Origin of the sequence: Leifsonia sp. Root4 (assembly GCF_001425085.1) — a bacterium.
Classification (GTDB): domain Bacteria; phylum Actinomycetota; class Actinomycetes; order Actinomycetales; family Microbacteriaceae; genus Microterricola.
The window spans coordinates 800,161-816,306 of the sequence record NZ_LMDN01000001.1 but is presented as its reverse complement, the minus strand read 5'-3'; the positions used below and the strand labels follow the sequence as shown (position 1 = coordinate 816,306).

Below are 16,146 nucleotides of genomic sequence, written 5' to 3'. Positions count from 1 at the left end.
TAACTATGCCTTCATATTGCGGTCGGCCTTGTGTCTCCTGATTTCATTCAGGCGCCACGCACATAGCGTCTGCGGAGTTCTCCTTACTGATCGTAACGACCCGACGGGGTCCACGGAGGTTATTTCCTTGGCTGCTGCGCGCAACGCAACCACCAACTCACCCAAGAACGGTCGCGCCGCATCGCGTCTCTCGTTCGCAAAGATCACTGACACCCTGACGGTCCCCGACCTTCTGGCTCTGCAGACCGAGAGCTTTGACTGGCTCGTCGGTAACGACGCCTGGAAGGCGCGTCTTGCAGAGGCAAAGGCCGCCGGTCGGACAGACCTGCCGGAGCACACCGGCCTCGACGAGATCTTCGAGGAGATCTCTCCCATCGAGGACCTCGGCGAAACGATGCAGCTCAGCTTCACCAACCCGGAGCTCGAGCCTGAGAAGTACACGATCGACGAGTGCAAGCAGAAGGGCAAGACCTACTCTGCGCCCCTCTACGTGAACGCCGAGTTCATGAACCACCTCACCGGTGAGATCAAGACTCAGACCGTGTTCATGGGCGACTTCCCGTTGATGACCCCCAAGGGCACCTTCGTGATCAACGGCTCGGAGCGCGTCGTCGTTTCGCAGCTCGTTCGTTCGCCCGGTGTGTACTTTGAGCGTCAGCAGGAGAAGACCTCCGACAAGGACATCTTCTCTGCCCGCGTGATCCCGAGCCGTGGTGCATGGCTCGAGTTCGAGATCGACAAGCGCGACCAGGTCGGCGTTCGCATCGACCGCAAGCGCAAGCAGTCCGTCACCGTGTTCCTCAAGGCTCTCGGACTCACCTCCGAAGAGATCATGGAGGAGTTCAAGGGCTTCGCGTCGATCGAGCTCACCCTTGAGAAGGATGCCATCCTCACCAAGGAAGAGGCCCTCAAGGACATCTACCGCAAGCTCCGCCCGGGCGAGCAGGTTGCCGCCGAGGCTGCGCGTGCGCTGCTGGACAACTTCTACTTCAACCCGAAGCGCTACGACCTCGCCAAGGTTGGTCGTTACAAGATCAACAACAAGCTCGGCCTCGAGGCCCCGCTGACCGACTCGGTGCTGACCGTCCAGGACATCATCGCGACGATCAAGTACCTCGTGTCGCTGCACGACGGCCAGACCACCATGCGTGGCACCCGTCAGGGCAAGGCTGTTGACCTGCGTCTCGACACCGACGACATCGACAACTTCGGTAACCGTCGCATCCGCGCCGTCGGCGAGCTCATCCAGAACCAGGTTCGCACCGGTCTGTCCCGCATGGAGCGCGTCGTCCGCGAGCGCATGACCACGCAGGACATCGAGGCGATCACGCCGCAGACCCTGATCAACGTGCGCCCCGTCGTCGCCGCGATCAAGGAGTTCTTCGGAACGTCGCAGCTGTCGCAGTTCATGGACCAGAACAACCCGCTCGCGGGTCTGACCCACAAGCGCCGCCTGTCGGCTCTTGGCCCGGGTGGTCTCTCCCGTGACCGCGCCGGTGTCGAGGTGCGAGACGTTCACCCGTCTCACTACGGCCGCATGTGCCCGATTGAGACCCCTGAAGGCCCGAACATCGGTCTGATCGGTTCGCTCGCCTCGTTCGCGCGTATCAACTCCTTCGGTTTCATCGAGACCCCGTACCGCAAGGTCGTCGATGGAATCGTCACCACGCAGATCGACTACCTCACCGCGATGGAAGAGGACGACTACATCGTCGCCCAGGCCAACGCGCTGCTGAAGTCGGACGGTCGCTTCGCCGAGGAGCGCGTCCTCGCTCGTAAGAAGGGTGGAGAAGTCGACCTCTTCAGCCACGACGAGATCGGCTACATGGATGTCTCGCCGCGCCAGATGGTGTCGGTTGCAACCTCGCTGATCCCGTTCCTCGAGCACGATGACGCGAACCGCGCCCTCATGGGTGCCAACATGCAGCGTCAGGCTGTTCCGCTGCTCCGCAGCGATTCGCCGCTCGTCGGAACCGGTATGGAGGGCTTCGCGGCCATCGACGCCGGCGACGTCGTGACCGCCGACAAGTCCGGTGTCGTTGCTGAGGTGTCGGCCGACGCCGTCACCATCCAGCTCGACGACGGTGGAACGCAGAGCTACTTCCTGCGCAAGTTCGACCGCTCCAACCAGGGCACCAGCTACAACAACCGCGTCGTCGTCTCCGCGGGTGACCGCATCGAGGCCGGCGAGGTCATCGCCGATGGTCCCGCGACCGACAACGGTGAGCTTGCTCTCGGTAAGAACCTGCTCGTCGCGTTCATGCCGTGGGAGGGTCACAACTTCGAGGACGCCATCATCCTGAGCCAGAACCTGGTGAAGGATGACGTGCTCAGCTCGATTCACATCGAGGAGTACGACGTCGATGCCCGCGACACCAAGCTCGGTAAGGAAGAGATCACCCGTGACCTTCCGAACGTGAGCCCGGAGCTGCTGGCCGACCTCGACGAGCGTGGGATCATCCGCATCGGTGCCGAGGTTCGCCCCGGCGACATCCTCGTCGGCAAGGTCACGCCGAAGGGCGAGACCGAGCTCAGCGCCGAGGAGCGCCTGCTGCGCGCGATCTTCAACGAGAAGAGCCGCGAAGTCCGTGACACGAGCCTCAAGGTTCCCCACGGCGAGCAGGGCACCATCATCGGTGTCAAGGTGTTCGACTCGGAGCAGGACGACGAGCTCGGCTCCGGCGTCAACCAGCGTGTTGTCGTCTACATCGCCCAGAAGCGCAAGATCACCGAGGGTGACAAGCTCGCCGGTCGTCACGGCAACAAGGGTGTCATCTCCAAGATCCTTCCGGTCGAGGACATGCCATTCCTGGCCGACGGCACGCCCGTCGACGTCATCCTGAACCCGCTCGGTATTCCGGGTCGAATGAACTTCGGCCAGGTCCTGGAGACCCACCTCGGGTGGATCGCCAAGCAGGGCTGGAAGGTTGAGGGAAGCCCCGCCTGGGCCAAGAAGCTGCCCAAGCAGGCTCACGAGGCTGCCCCGGGCACCAAGGTTGCGACCCCCGTGTTCGACGGCGCGTCCGAGGAAGAGATCGAGGGTCTTCTCGACTCCACGACGCTCACCCGCGATGGCGACCGTCTGATCGACCGCACCGGCAAGGCTCAGCTCTTCGATGGTCGCTCCGGCGAGCCGTACCCGCACCCGGTCTCGGTCGGTTACATGTACATCCTGAAGCTGCACCACCTCGTCGACGACAAGATCCACGCTCGTTCGACGGGCCCGTACTCGATGATCACCCAGCAGCCGCTCGGTGGTAAGGCGCAGTTCGGTGGACAGCGATTCGGTGAGATGGAGGTGTGGGCCCTCGAGGCCTATGGCGCCGCCTACGCACTGCAGGAGCTCCTCACGATCAAGTCGGATGACATCCTCGGCCGTGTCAAGGTCTACGAGGCCATCGTCAAGGGCGAGAACATCCAGGAGCCCGGCATCCCCGAGTCCTTCAAGGTTCTGATCAAGGAGATGCAGTCGCTCTGCCTGAACGTCGAGGTGCTCTCTGCCGATGGCACCGCGGTGAGCCTGCGCGACACGGATGACGAGGTGTTCCGCGCTGCGGAAGAGCTCGGCATCAACATCTCCGCTCGGTTCGAGTCGTCCTCCGTTGACGAGATTTAAGGCTGGCTTTTAGATGACTTCTGGAAATTTCCAAGGAGAGAAATTGCTCGACGCAACCACCTTTGACGAGCTTCGTATTGGTCTGGCCACCGCTGACGACATCCGTCGTTGGTCGCACGGCGAGGTCAAGAAGCCCGAAACAATCAACTACCGCACCCTCAAGCCCGAGAAGGATGGTCTGTTCGGTGAGCAGATCTTCGGCCCGAGCCGTGACTGGGAGTGCTCCTGCGGCAAGTACAAGCGTGTCCGCTTCAAGGGCATCGTCTGTGAGCGCTGTGGCGTAGAGGTCACCAAGTCGTCCGTGCGCCGCGAGCGCATGGGCCACATTGAGCTCGCCGCCCCCGTCACGCACATCTGGTACTTCAAGGGCGTTCCGAGCCGTCTGGGCTACCTGCTCGACATGGCTCCGAAGGACCTGGAGAAGGTCATCTACTTCGCCGCCTACATGGTGATCGACGTAGACGAAGACGGCCGCCACCAGGACATGCCTGGCCTTGAGAACGAGCTCCGTCTCGAGATCAAGACGCTCGGCGACGGTCGCGACTCCCGCATTGCGGCTCGTCTGGCCAAGCTCGAGGAAGACCTCGCCGCCCTGGAGGCGGAAGGCGCCAAGAGCGACCAGAAGAAGCGCACCAAGGACGCAGCCGAGAAGGAGATGACTCAGACCCGCAAGGCGGCCGACGAGCAGATCGCCCACCTCGAGCGCGTCTGGGAAGACTTCCGCAACTTGAAGGTCGGCGACCTCAAGCCTGAGGATGCCGTCTTCCACGAGCTGCAGGACCGCTTCGGCATGTACTTCGAGGCCTACATGGGCGCCGAGGCCATCAAGAAGCGTCTTGAGGCCTTCGACCTGGCCGCCGAGGCCGAGAACCTGCACCTGCAGATCACCGAGGGCAAGGGTCAGAAGAAGATCCGCGCCATCAAGCGTCTGCGCGTGGTGAGCTCCTTCCTCGCAACCGGCAACTCGCCGGCCGCGATGGTGCTCGACGTGGTTCCCGTGATTCCGCCGGAACTGCGCCCGATGGTGCAGCTCGACGGTGGCCGCTTCGCGACCTCCGACCTCAACGACCTCTACCGTCGTGTGATCAACCGCAACAACCGTCTGCGTCGTCTGCTTGACCTCGGTGCCCCCGAGATCATCGTGAACAACGAGAAGCGCATGCTGCAGGAGGCCGTTGACGCACTGTTCGACAACGGTCGTCGTGGACGCCCCGTCACCGGTACCGGCAACCGCGCCCTCAAGTCCCTGAGCGACATGCTCAAGGGTAAGCAGGGTCGTTTCCGCCAGAACCTGCTCGGAAAGCGCGTTGACTACTCCGGCCGTTCGGTCATCATCGTCGGCCCGCAGCTGAAGCTGCACCAGTGTGGTCTGCCCAAGCAGATGGCTCTGGAGCTCTTCAAGCCGTTCGTGATCAAGCGCCTGATCGACCTGAGCCACGCTCAGAACATCAAGGCCGCCAAGCGCATGGTCGAGCGTTCACGCCCGCAGGTGTGGGACGTGCTCGAGGAGATCATCCGCGAGCGCCCCGTTCTGCTGAACCGCGCACCAACCCTGCACCGCCTGGGCATCCAGGCCTTCGAGCCTCAGCTCGTCGAGGGTAAGGCCATTCAGCTGCACCCGCTCGTGTGTGCCGCGTTCAACGCCGACTTCGATGGTGACCAGATGGCTGTTCACCTGCCGCTGTCGGTCGAGGCCCAGGCCGAGGCCCGCATCCTGATGCTGGCATCGAACAACATCCTGAAGCCGTCTGACGGCCGCCCGGTGACCCTGCCCACCCAGGACATGATCATCGGTCTGCACCACCTCACCACCGTCAAGGATGGTGTCGTGGGCGAGGGCCGCGCGTTCTCCTCTGTGTCTGAGGCGATCCTCGCCTTCGACCAGAAGTCGCTCGACATCAACGCCAAGGTGCGCATCCGCCTCACCGACCAGCACTTCGCCGAGGGCACGCAGCCCGAGGGCGTCGAGCTCGTCGACGGCAAGGCGCAGGGCGTTGTGCTGGTGAACACCAGCCTCGGCCGTGCACTGTTCAACGAGGCGCTTCCCGCCAACTACCCGTACTTCGAGAAGGTGGCCGACAAGGGCACCATCTCCGAGATCGTCAACGACCTCGCCGAGCGGTACCCGAAGGTGGAAGTTGCCGCCGCCCTTGACAACATCAAGGACGCCGGATTCAAGTGGGCAACCCGTTCCGGTGTGACCGTCGCGCTCAGCGACATCCTCACGCCGCCGAACAAGCGCGAGATCGTCGCGGGCTACGAGAAGCAGGCCGCCAAGGTCCAGACCCAGTTCGACAAGGGTCTGACCACCGACCTCGAGCGTCGTCAGGAGCTCATCAAGATCTGGACCAAGGCGACCGAAGACGTTGCCGAGGCCATGCGGGCGAACTTCCCCGAGGACAACACCATCAACCGCATGGTGACCTCTGGTGCTCGTGGTAACTGGCTGCAGGTGCGCAACATCGCCGGTATGCGTGGTCTTGTGAACAACCCGAAGGGTGAGATCATCCCTCGCCCGATCATCTCGAGCTACCGCGAAGGCCTGTCCGTCGCCGAGTACTTCATTGCTACTCACGGTGCTCGTAAGGGTCTGGCCGACACGGCTCTGCGTACCGCAGACTCGGGTTACCTCACGCGTCGTCTGGTCGACGTGTCGCAGGACGTCATCATCCGTGAAGACGACTGTGGCACCGGCAAGGGCCTCGAGCTGCCCATCGCAGCCGAGGTTGACGGTGTTCTGCTTCGCGACTCCAACGTCGAGAACGCGGTCTACGCCCGCAGCCTGGCCGCAGCAGCGGTCAACGCCGCCGGTGAGGTCGTCGCCGAGGCCGGTGAGGACGTCGGTGACGTGCTCATCGACCAGCTCATCGAGAAGGGCGTCGGCAGCATCAAGGTGCGCTCCGTCCTCACCTGTGAGTCGGCCGTCGGTGTCTGCGCGAAGTGCTACGGCCGTTCGCTCGCAACCGGCAAGCTCGTCGACATCGGAGAGGCCGTCGGCATCATCGCGGCCCAGTCGATCGGTGAGCCCGGAACGCAGCTCACGATGCGTACCTTCCACACCGGTGGTTCGGCATCCGCCGACGACATCACGCAGGGTCTGCCCCGCGTGCAGGAGCTCTTCGAGGCCCGTACCCCCAAGGGTGCGTCGCCGATCGTCGAGGCCCCCGGCCGCATCACGATCGAAGATACCGACCGCAACCGTCGCGTGATCCTCACCCCCGACTCGGGCGACGAGCCGATCATCTACAACGTCCTGAAGCGTTCCACGCTTCTCGTTGAGGATGGCCAGCACGTCGAGCTCGGTCAGCAGGTCATCGTCGGCACGCTCGACCCGAAGGAAGTTCTTCGCGTCAAGGGTGTCCGCGAGGTGCAGAAGCACCTCGTCGGCGGCGTCCAGGGCGTTTACCGCTCGCAGGGTGTTCCGATCCACGACAAGCACATCGAGGTCATCGTTCGCCAGATGCTGCGCAAGGTCACCGTCGTCGACCACGGCGACACCGACCTCCTGCCCGGCGAGCTCGTCGACCGGATGAAGTACAACGAGCTCAACCGTGCTGCGCTCACCGAGGGCAAGAAGACGGCTTCGGCCCGTCAGGAAGTCATGGGTATCACCAAGGCTTCGCTGGCGACCGAGTCGTGGCTGTCGGCCGCTTCCTTCCAGGAGACCACCCGCGTTCTGACGCAGGCGGCCATGGAAGGCAAGAGCGACCCGCTGGTCGGCCTCAAGGAGAACGTCATCATCGGTAAGCTCATCCCCGCCGGAACGGGTCTGCCGCGTTACCGCGACGTCACCGTCGAGGCGACGGAGGAGGCCAAGGCCGAGCGTTACCCGAACCGCATCTTCACCGACGATGCCACGTTCAACGAGGGTGACCTGAGCTTTGTCGACTTCGACAGCTTCAGCTCCGACGACTTCACCCCGGGCAACTACAGCTAGTTTGTAGCAGCCTGGCGTGTAAAACGTCACCAGAAAGGCTCCGGATGCCGCTTCACGCGGCATTCGGAGCCTTTCTGCATCCGCGCCGGGGCCGACATGGCGCGTGTTCGGGGCGTCGGCGATCGGCCCGAGGGTAATTTAGGCTAGAGGGGCATATGTCTCGGCCGAGTGCCGCGAGGGAAGGGGACGCAGTTATGGCCAGTCGGCTGCCATCGACTCCTCCTGTGCTCTCCGGGTACAACTACGTTCGCCCGCTCGGCGCCGGCGGTTTCGCCGATGTGTTCCTGTTCGAGCAGAACCTGCCGCGCCGTTCCGTCGCCGTGAAGGTGCTGCTGCAGAGCGTCGTCGACGCCGAGGTGCTGCGCATGTTCAACGCCGAGGCCGACGTGATGGCCAGGCTCAGCTCGCACCCGTCGATCCTCACCGTCTACTCCGCCAGCATCTCCGCCGATGGCCGGCCGTACCTCGTGATGGAGTATTGCCCGAGCGGCCCGGCCGGCCGGTTCCGACGCACGCCGTTCACCACGACCGATGCACTCGACGTCGGAGTGCGCATCGCCAGCGCGCTGGAGACCGCGCATCGGGCGGGAGTGCTGCACCGCGACATCAAACCGTCAAATATTCTCGCAACGGCATACGGGGCGGCCGTGCTGAGCGACTTCGGCATCGCCAGCTCGCTCTCGCACTCGAGCTCCGCAGAACTCTTCGCGATGAGCGTTCCGTGGAGCGCACCGGAGGTGGTCGAGGAGCGCACCACCGGAACCATCGCCAGCGAGGTCTGGGGTTTCGGGGCGACGCTCTATTCGCTCCTCGCCGGGCGCACGCCCTTCGAGCCCGCCGACGGCGGCAAGGTGACGACCGAGCAGCTGCGCCAGCGGATCCGGCGCGCCAAGTACACGCCGATCAACCGCGCCGACGTTCCGGCCAGTCTCGAAACGGCGCTCTCACGCATGATGAGCTCCGACCCGCGCAAGCGCCCGGCGAGCCTGCTCGAGTGCGCCGAGATGCTGCGCGCCATCCAGGCCGAGATCGGGTTGACCCCGACGGCGCTCGAGGTGGCCATCGACGAATGGGCATCGGCCGGCGCCCCGATCGACTTCGCCAACACGGTCGTGCGCGAGCCCGTCGTCGCCTCCGTCCTCGTCGACGACTCCCGCGCCCGCGCTCGTGCGAGGGCGCGCGCCCGGGCGGCCAGACCCCGCTCGGTGACGGCACAGCCGAGCGACGACGGCAGCACCCAGAACGGCGCGACCGGTGCGCACCTCTGGCTGAAGCTCGGGGCGGCGGTCGTCGTCGGGGTGGGCCTGAGCGTCGGTGCCATGGCAATGCTGGGACTAATCTGATGCGGGCCGGAGTGCGCCAGTGACCCGCGCCGCGCGTCGTCGTATGCCCAGGGCGGTCTTCCAGGGCATCGCCGTCGGCGTCATCGGTGCCGTGCTCGTAGGCGCGGCGGTCGTCGCGGCCGGCTTCGACGTGAAGCAGACCCCGGTGAACGACGCCTCGATCTGGGCGTTGCAGAGCGGCGACGGCAACCGCTACGCCCGCGTGAACACCGAACTCGGCGAGCTCGACACCATCAAGACGGTGCGCAACCCGAGCGGCCTGGCCCAGAACGACAAGCACACCCTCCTCCTCGCACAGAACAACGAACAACTCGTCGACATCGACGCGGTCCGTCCGGTCGACCTCGACGCCACGAGTTCGGAGTTCGGCCACACCCCTGCCGGCACGGTGCAGGTCGTCAGTTCGCGCGACACCATCGCCTACCGCACGAGCACGGGCAGCGTCTACGTCGCCCGGATCAGCGACGGGGCCGCTGCCGTTCCGCTCGCCGTCGACCCCTACGCCGCCGATGAGGTCGAGCCTGGGCAAGAGCGCCGCTTCTACCGCTCCGACGCCATCGCGATCAGCGACAACGGCACCCTCGTCAGCTATTCATCGGCCGATCAGAGCGTTCTGCGCTATGCGATCGCGGACGCCGCCGTCGCCGGTGTCGACCCCGTCGCCGACGGTCCGACGGAGGGCTCCCCGCAGCTCAGCCTCGTGGGCGACGACTGGGCGCTGGCATCCGAGGATGGGAACGCGCTCTGGCTGCGTGGACGCGCCGCGCCCATCGACCCGCTCGTCACGGATCTCTTCGTGCTGCAGCAACCGAGCACGAGCGGCCGCGTGCTCCACATCGCCGATGACCGCGGCCTGCTCAGCGTCAGCATCGCCGACGGCTCGCTCGATCGGGTTCTCGGCGAGCCGGAGGGCGCCGCATCGCCGCGGCTCGGCGTCCCGGCCAAACCCACCGTGTTCCGCGGGCAGAGCTATGCCGCCTGGCTGCCGAGCGGCACCTCCGATGGCACGATGTGGACGAGCGACGGCGGTGAGCTCCCGCTCGACTTCGGCGAGCAGACGCTGAGCGACGACGCGCAGCCGGTGTTCCAGAGCAACGGTGCCAGGCTGATTCTGAATGACACCCAGAGCGGCTGGGTGTGGACGCTGCCGGACGGCGCCCTCGTGCCGAGCTCGCAGGACTGGGGTGTGCTCTCTGCCGAGCAGGAACAGAGCAGCGCGGAAGAGGAGCAGACGGCCGAGGTCCTCGACCCGAAGCCGCCCGTCGCAGAGCCGGACAACTTCGGAGTGCGGGCAGGTGCTCTCGTGATGCTCCCGGTGCTGCTGAACGACCATGATCCGAACGCCGACGTGCTCACCGTCGTGCCGGGCTCCATCACCGGGCTGCCGGCCGAGTTCGGAACCGTGAGCCTCACCGAGCAGTCGCAGAGCATCGCCGTGCGTGTCCCGGCCGATGCGCAGGGCAGCGCGAGTTTCAGCTATGGCGTCACCGACGGCACCCGCGCCGACGGCCTGAACTCGGAACCGACCACCGTCACGCTCACGGTGCGCGACCAGCTCAGCAACGAGGCACCCGTCTGGTGCGGAACGGAACGCTGCCTGGCGGCCTGGCCGACGCCGGAGCTGGCGCCGGGCGGAACTGTCACCGTGCCCGTGCTCCCCGGCTGGGTCGACCCGGACGGCGACCCGCTGTTCGTCTCCTCTGCGGTCAACCAGAGCGGCGTCGGCAGCGTCGGAACGACGCAGGCCGGCGAGGTCGTGTACCGGCATCCGAATCCCGCACTCGCAGAGCCGCTCACCGTGTCGATCCTCGTCACCGTCTCAGACACCAGGGGCGCAACGGCAGAGAAGACGCTCACGCTGCTCGTCACACCGTCGCCGCGCCTCGTCGCGACCCCGTTCGCCCTCACCACGGCCGTCGGTGAATCGCTCACGGTCGACCCGAGTTCGTACCTCGACGGCGTCTCCGGCAGCTACCGGATCGTCTCGGCGACCGCGCCGCCGACCGCGCAGGGCGTGGCCGTCAGTGTGAACAGCGGCGCATCGACCCTCGACTTCAGCGCGACGAACCCCGGCGACTACATCGTGCGCTACTCGGTCGCCGACGCCGTCGGCGAGGTCGCCTCCTTCGTCCGAGTGACCGTGCTGGCCCGGGATGCCGCCAGCCTCAGCACCGCGCCCGTGACCGTGTTCGTGCGGCCCAAGGCCGATGCCAGCGTCGACGTGTTCACCGCCGTGTCGAACCCGGCCGGCCGGGTGCTGCTCGTGAGCGACCCGTTGCCGCGCCCGGAACCCGGAGCCGCGCTCGAGGTGAGCGTCGTCGGCCAGAAGCTGCTGCGCATGCGCGGGACGACGGCCGATGAGCAGCCGGGACTGCTCGGAGTCGTCGCGTACACCGTCTCGGACGGCACGGGAGATCCGCGCTACCAGACCCAGGGCGAGGCCAGCGTCTACCTGCTCCCGGCGCCCACGCCGCAGCCGCCGATCGCGGTCGGCGACAGCATCCGCGTGCGCGCGGGGACGCAGATCGACATTCCTGTGCTCGCCAACGACCTGGCACCGGACGGCAACCGCATCACGCTGAACCCCGACTCGATCGTCAACCAGTCCGGCGAGGGGCTGGCCTTCGCCGCCGGCACGACGCTGCGCTACCTGGCGCCGAGCACGCCCGGCGACTACGAGCTGCGCTATTCCATCTCGATCGCCGGCTCCCCTGAGCTCAGCGACACCGCCGCCGTCACCGTGACCGTGACGCCGGAGGGTGAGAACCAGAAGCCGTTGCCACGCATGCTCACCGGGCGCGTGCTCTCCGGCGAGACCGTGCGCATCCCCTTCGACAGCTTCGGCATCGACCCGGACGGCGACGAGGTGTCGCTCGACCGGGTGCTCGGCCAGCCGAGCAGCGGAACGGCCTCGATCTCGGCCGCCGGCGACGCGATCGTCTACAGCAGCGTCAAGGGTTTCCGTGGCCCCGTGCAGTTCGACTACCGCGTGCGCGACGCGCAGGGCGACACCGGAACAGCCACGGTGCGGATCGGCGTGCTCGACGAGCAGTCCGACCCCAGCCCGATCACGTTCAGCGACTATGTGCAGGTGCAGGCCGGCGCCGACCGTCAGGTCGTGCTGCACCCGGCAGCCAACGACATCGACCCGACGGGCGGGGAGCTCAGCCTGACCGCGGTGCTGCCCGACGCGGTGCAGGGCACGGATGAGCACGCGGAGCTCGCAGCCCACATCCTCTCGGTGAACGGCGACGGCGGCAACGAGGTCGTGCTCAAGGCCGGAACCGAGCCGGGCACGATGGCCTTCACATACACCGTGGAGAACAGCCGCGGCGACGTCGGCGTCGGCCTGATTGTGATGACGGTCCTGCGCGCGTCGATCCCCGACCACCCGGTCATCGCTGACACCGTCGTCACCCTCGACGAGCGAGCGACGTTCGAGTCCGGCATCGACGTCGTCACCGGCAAGGTGTCGTGGACAGCGGGCGACGTCAACGACCTCACCCTGAGCATCTGGGGCGATCCGCACGGCGTGCGCGCATCCGGGTGGAAGCTGAGCGGTGAGGCACCGGATGCCGGCCTGCTGCTGCCGTTCGCCCTCACCGGCACCAACTTCGCCGGCGTCGAGGTCACCAGTTACGGCTTCCTGCGCATCCCGCCCGTGCGGGACGTCATCCTCTCGCTCAAGCCGGACCTCGCCCCGCAGAAGGTCAAGGAGGGCGAATCGCTGAGCTTCGACATGGCTCCGCTCGTCGCCATCCCGGCCGGCGAGACGCTCGAGATCGGGCGCGGCGACGTCGCGGCATCCGGTCAGCGGCCCGGCGGCAGCTGCCAGGCGGGCAGCGGCACCCGCATCGGCTACGAAGCCGGTGAGGGCCAGCCTTGGACGGACTCCTGCGTCGTTCCGGTGCGCCTGGCCGGCGGTGACGACTACACCCACCTCGTCGTGCCGATCGAGGTCACGCCGAAGGACCCGCAGCCCGAGCTGCGTCCTTCCTCGATCACCGCGAGCCCGGGCGCCGGCGCCGTCAGCTACGACCTGAAGCAGATGGTGCAGTGGCAGGGCAAGGCCGACCCGAGCTCGCTGGTCTTCGCCATCGACCAGGCTGCCGATCAGTTCACGGTGACGCAGGACGGCGAGCAACTCACGGTCACGGCGCTCGACACCGCGACTCCCGGCCTGGAGAACCCGGTGACGGTGCGGCTGAGCAGCCACCCGAACACCCCGCCCGCCGTGCTCTCGCTGCGCGTCGGACCAGCGCCGAGTGCTCTGCCGAAGGGTGGAACCGTTGCCCAGGAGTGCAGCCAGAACGCCGGCAGCAGCTGCGTCATCGACGTGATCGGTGCGCCGGGCGAGGCGAACGTCTTCCCGAACACCCCACTCAAGCTGGTCTCGGTGAGCGCAGTCGGCAGCTGTGCCGGCGTCAGCTTCTCCACCGAGGGCAGCTCGCAGGTTCGCGCCAACTGGTCGAGCGACGCGCCTGGCGGCATCTGCCAGGCCAGCTTCGTCGTCGAAGACGCACAGGGCAAGCGCAGCGCGGCCGAGCGCAACGGTTCGGTGACCCTCGACCTGCAGGGCCTGCCGCGGGCTCCGGATGCCGTCACCCAGGTGGCATACGGCGACGGAACGCTCACGCTGGCTGTCGCGCCGGGGGCCGCGACCGCCGCGCACCCGGCTCTGCAGGGCTTCGTCGTCACCCGTGGCGGCGCCGACGTGGTCAACTGCAACGCCAGCGGAGTCTGCCCGCCGATCACCGGCGTGAAGAACGGCGAGAAGGCGCTGTACGAGGCGCGCGCGGTCAACGCGACCGGTCGCTCGCAGGGCGCGGTCGGAGTGACGGCCTGGTCGTACGAGGTTCCCGGAATGGGGTCCGCCTCCGCCGAGCCCGTCTACGACTCCGCTCAGACGACGCTCAACCAGGGCGTCGCCGAGATCACCATCCAGAACACGGATCCGTCGACACGCTCCTACCTCGTCGGCGGGCGTGAGTTCCCGGCGTCATCCGCTGGCAGCGGATCGACGAAGATCACACTCGTGCTGCCCGTCGGCCCGAACACGCTGACGGTCCAGCCGCTCAGCCGGTTCGAGCGGCCGAGCGGAACGGGCCCGAACGACAGGCAGAACTCGGTCAGCGTGCGCGTGGCCGGATCGCCGAGCGTGAGTGCCGGCGGCCAACTTTCGGCCAGCGAGCGGAGCATCACCGCGCCGTCGGCCAGTGGGTCGAGCAACAACAGCGCGCGCGACACACAGCTGCTCTACATCGCGACCCCCGCCCCGGGCTCCGCGGTGTGCCGGGTCGACGGCTCTGGAGGCAACCTCAGGGTCGTCGGCAACGGCAGCGTCAGCTCGACGAGCCCGACGATCGGCGACCTCAAGCCCTTCACGAACTACAACGTCGACGTCTGCTTCTCGAACGGTTTCGGCTACGCGCAGCAGGGGCTCGGCACGACGTACACCTGGGACCAGCCGGCGGCGCCCTCCGGCTACAGCTACACCGTCAGCGGATCGAACGGCAGCTACACGATCGACGGCGAGCCGAGGAGCAGCGAACGCGTGCCCAACGGCTACAAGGCCGTGTTCAGCGGCTACCCGAGCGATGTGTGGGGCGCCGACCCCGGCATCACGGTGAAGTACTGCGTCTCGGGCAGCTCCGATCGCTGTGGGCCGGCGTCGGCCGTTCCTGCTGCGGAATCGAACAAGGCCTGGCAGCTCGCCCTCGACCCGATCGGACTCGCCGCGTGCGTTCCGGGTAATCTCCTGTCCTTCGCCGTCGGCGGTCGAGGAATCCAGAACGCCGCGCCCACGGTCGGCTCCACCGGCTACGAGTACTACTTCCCAGGCAAGGAGGGCGTGCCAGGCAAGGATGCAGTGGAGTACGACCCAGGATCGCCAGAAGTTCCGGCGGTGGAGCCGGATCTGGATGCCGAGGGCAATCCGATTCCGGGTACCGGGTCGCCGGCGATTCCGGCGGTCCCCCCGACGGCCGCGCAGCCCGCGGTTCCGGAAATCCCCGCTGAGCCTGCCGAGTGGCGCCAAGCTCCGGCCGACCTCGTCGTGCCCGCCGAGGCGACCAAGGTGCGCAAGGTCGCGTGGAGCCTCGCCTGGGTCGCCGCGCAGACCACGGGCTTCGACCCGATGAGCGGAACGCTCAGAGGCGAGTTCGACTGTGGCTGACGCGCGCGGCATCCGCACCTTTCAACTTGAACAGCACGCACGACCGACAGCTCAGACAACACGAATCCCTCAGAAGGCGACAACACGATGACAATCAGCCCCGAACAGACAGCCTGGTTCGCCGCGACCTTCCGCTCGATGGTGGAGAACGTCGAGACGGTCGTGCTCGGCAAGCGTCACGTCATCGAGCTGGCGTTCACCGCGATGATCAGCGAGGGCCATCTGCTGCTCGAGGACTTCCCCGGCACGGGCAAGACCTCGCTCGCGCGGGCCATGGGCCAGACCGTGCACGGCACGAACTCGCGCATCCAGTTCACGCCGGACCTGCTGCCCGGCGACGTGACCGGCATCACCGTGTACGACCAGAAGCGGGGCGAATTCGAGTTCCACTCCGGGCCGATCTTCGCCAACATCGTGCTCGCCGACGAGATCAACCGGGCGAGCCCGAAGACGCAGTCGGCGCTGCTCGAGGCGATGGAGGAGGGCAAGGTCACGGTCGACGGCATCACGCGCAGCACCGGAACGCCGTTCCTCGTGATCGCGACCCAGAACCCGATCGAGCAGGCGGGAACCTACCGGCTGCCAGAGGCCCAGCTCGACCGCTTCATGATGAAGACCTCCCTCGGCTACCCCGACCTCGCATCGACGATCCGCATCCTCGAGGGCACCAGCTCCGCGCAGCTGACGGTGAATCCCGTCATCACGCCGCAGGCCCTCGTCGGCATGAGCGACCTGGCCCGGGGCGTCTTCGTGAACCCGCTCGTGCTCGACTACATCGCCCGCATCGTCGAGGCCAGCCGCACGACGAGCCAGCTGCGCATGGGTGTCAGCGTGCGTGGGGCACGGGCGCTGACCAAGGCCGCCAAGACGTGGGCGGCCGCACACGAGCGTTCCTATGTGATCCCGGATGACGTCAAGCTGCTCGCCGAGCACATCCTCGCGCACCGCGTCGTCGTCGACCCGGAGGCCGAGTTCGACGGCGTCACCGCCAACGCCGTGATCGGGCAGATCCTGCTCGACATCGTTCCGCCGCTCCGCAGCGAACTGGCGTGACGATGACCGCAGCCAGCCAGGG

General features: G+C 66.6%; 5 protein-coding genes. All 5 read left to right on the top strand.

What is annotated here, in order from left to right; genetic code table 11:
* Positions 1 to 127 precede the first annotated feature (127 nt).
* The 5 genes from rpoB to ASC66_RS03780 all read left to right on the top strand — a co-directional run bounded on the left by rpoB (position 128) and on the right by ASC66_RS03780 (position 16,124).
* Positions 128 to 3,616, top strand: coding sequence for a DNA-directed RNA polymerase subunit beta (gene rpoB, locus ASC66_RS03800; protein WP_055834820.1), 3,489 nt, complete (start codon positions 128 to 130; stop codon positions 3,614 to 3,616).
* A 43-nt stretch (positions 3,617 to 3,659) separates the two neighbouring features.
* Positions 3,660 to 7,553, top strand: a complete 3,894-nt coding sequence (gene rpoC, locus ASC66_RS03795) for a DNA-directed RNA polymerase subunit beta' (RefSeq protein WP_055834817.1) — start codon at positions 3,660 to 3,662, stop codon at positions 7,551 to 7,553.
* Between the two features lie 194 nt (positions 7,554 to 7,747).
* Positions 7,748 to 8,896 carry a serine/threonine-protein kinase gene (locus ASC66_RS03790; protein ID WP_082491982.1) on the top strand — a complete coding sequence of 383 codons (1,149 nt, stop codon included), beginning with the start codon at positions 7,748 to 7,750 and terminating at the stop codon, positions 8,894 to 8,896.
* A 43-nt stretch (positions 8,897 to 8,939) separates the two neighbouring features.
* Positions 8,940 to 15,071: an Ig-like domain-containing protein gene (locus ASC66_RS03785; protein ID WP_055834811.1), complete on the top strand. Its 6,132-nt coding sequence runs from the start codon at positions 8,940 to 8,942 to the stop codon at positions 15,069 to 15,071.
* Between the two features lie 87 nt (positions 15,072 to 15,158).
* Positions 15,159 to 16,124 carry an AAA family ATPase gene (locus ASC66_RS03780; RefSeq protein ID WP_055834809.1) on the top strand — a complete coding sequence of 322 codons (966 nt, stop codon included), beginning with the start codon at positions 15,159 to 15,161 and terminating at the stop codon, positions 16,122 to 16,124.
* Positions 16,125 to 16,146: the final 22 nt, after the last annotated feature.

Coding starts and splice junctions, on each gene's coding strand:
- ASC66_RS03790 (WP_082491982.1), top strand. CDS start 7,748: ATGGCCAGTCGGCTGCCATCGACTCCTCCTGTGCTCTCCGGGTACAAC.
- ASC66_RS03785 (WP_055834811.1), top strand. CDS start 8,940: ATGCCCAGGGCGGTCTTCCAGGGCATCGCCGTCGGCGTCATCGGTGCC.
- ASC66_RS03780 (WP_055834809.1), top strand. CDS start 15,159: ATGACAATCAGCCCCGAACAGACAGCCTGGTTCGCCGCGACCTTCCGC.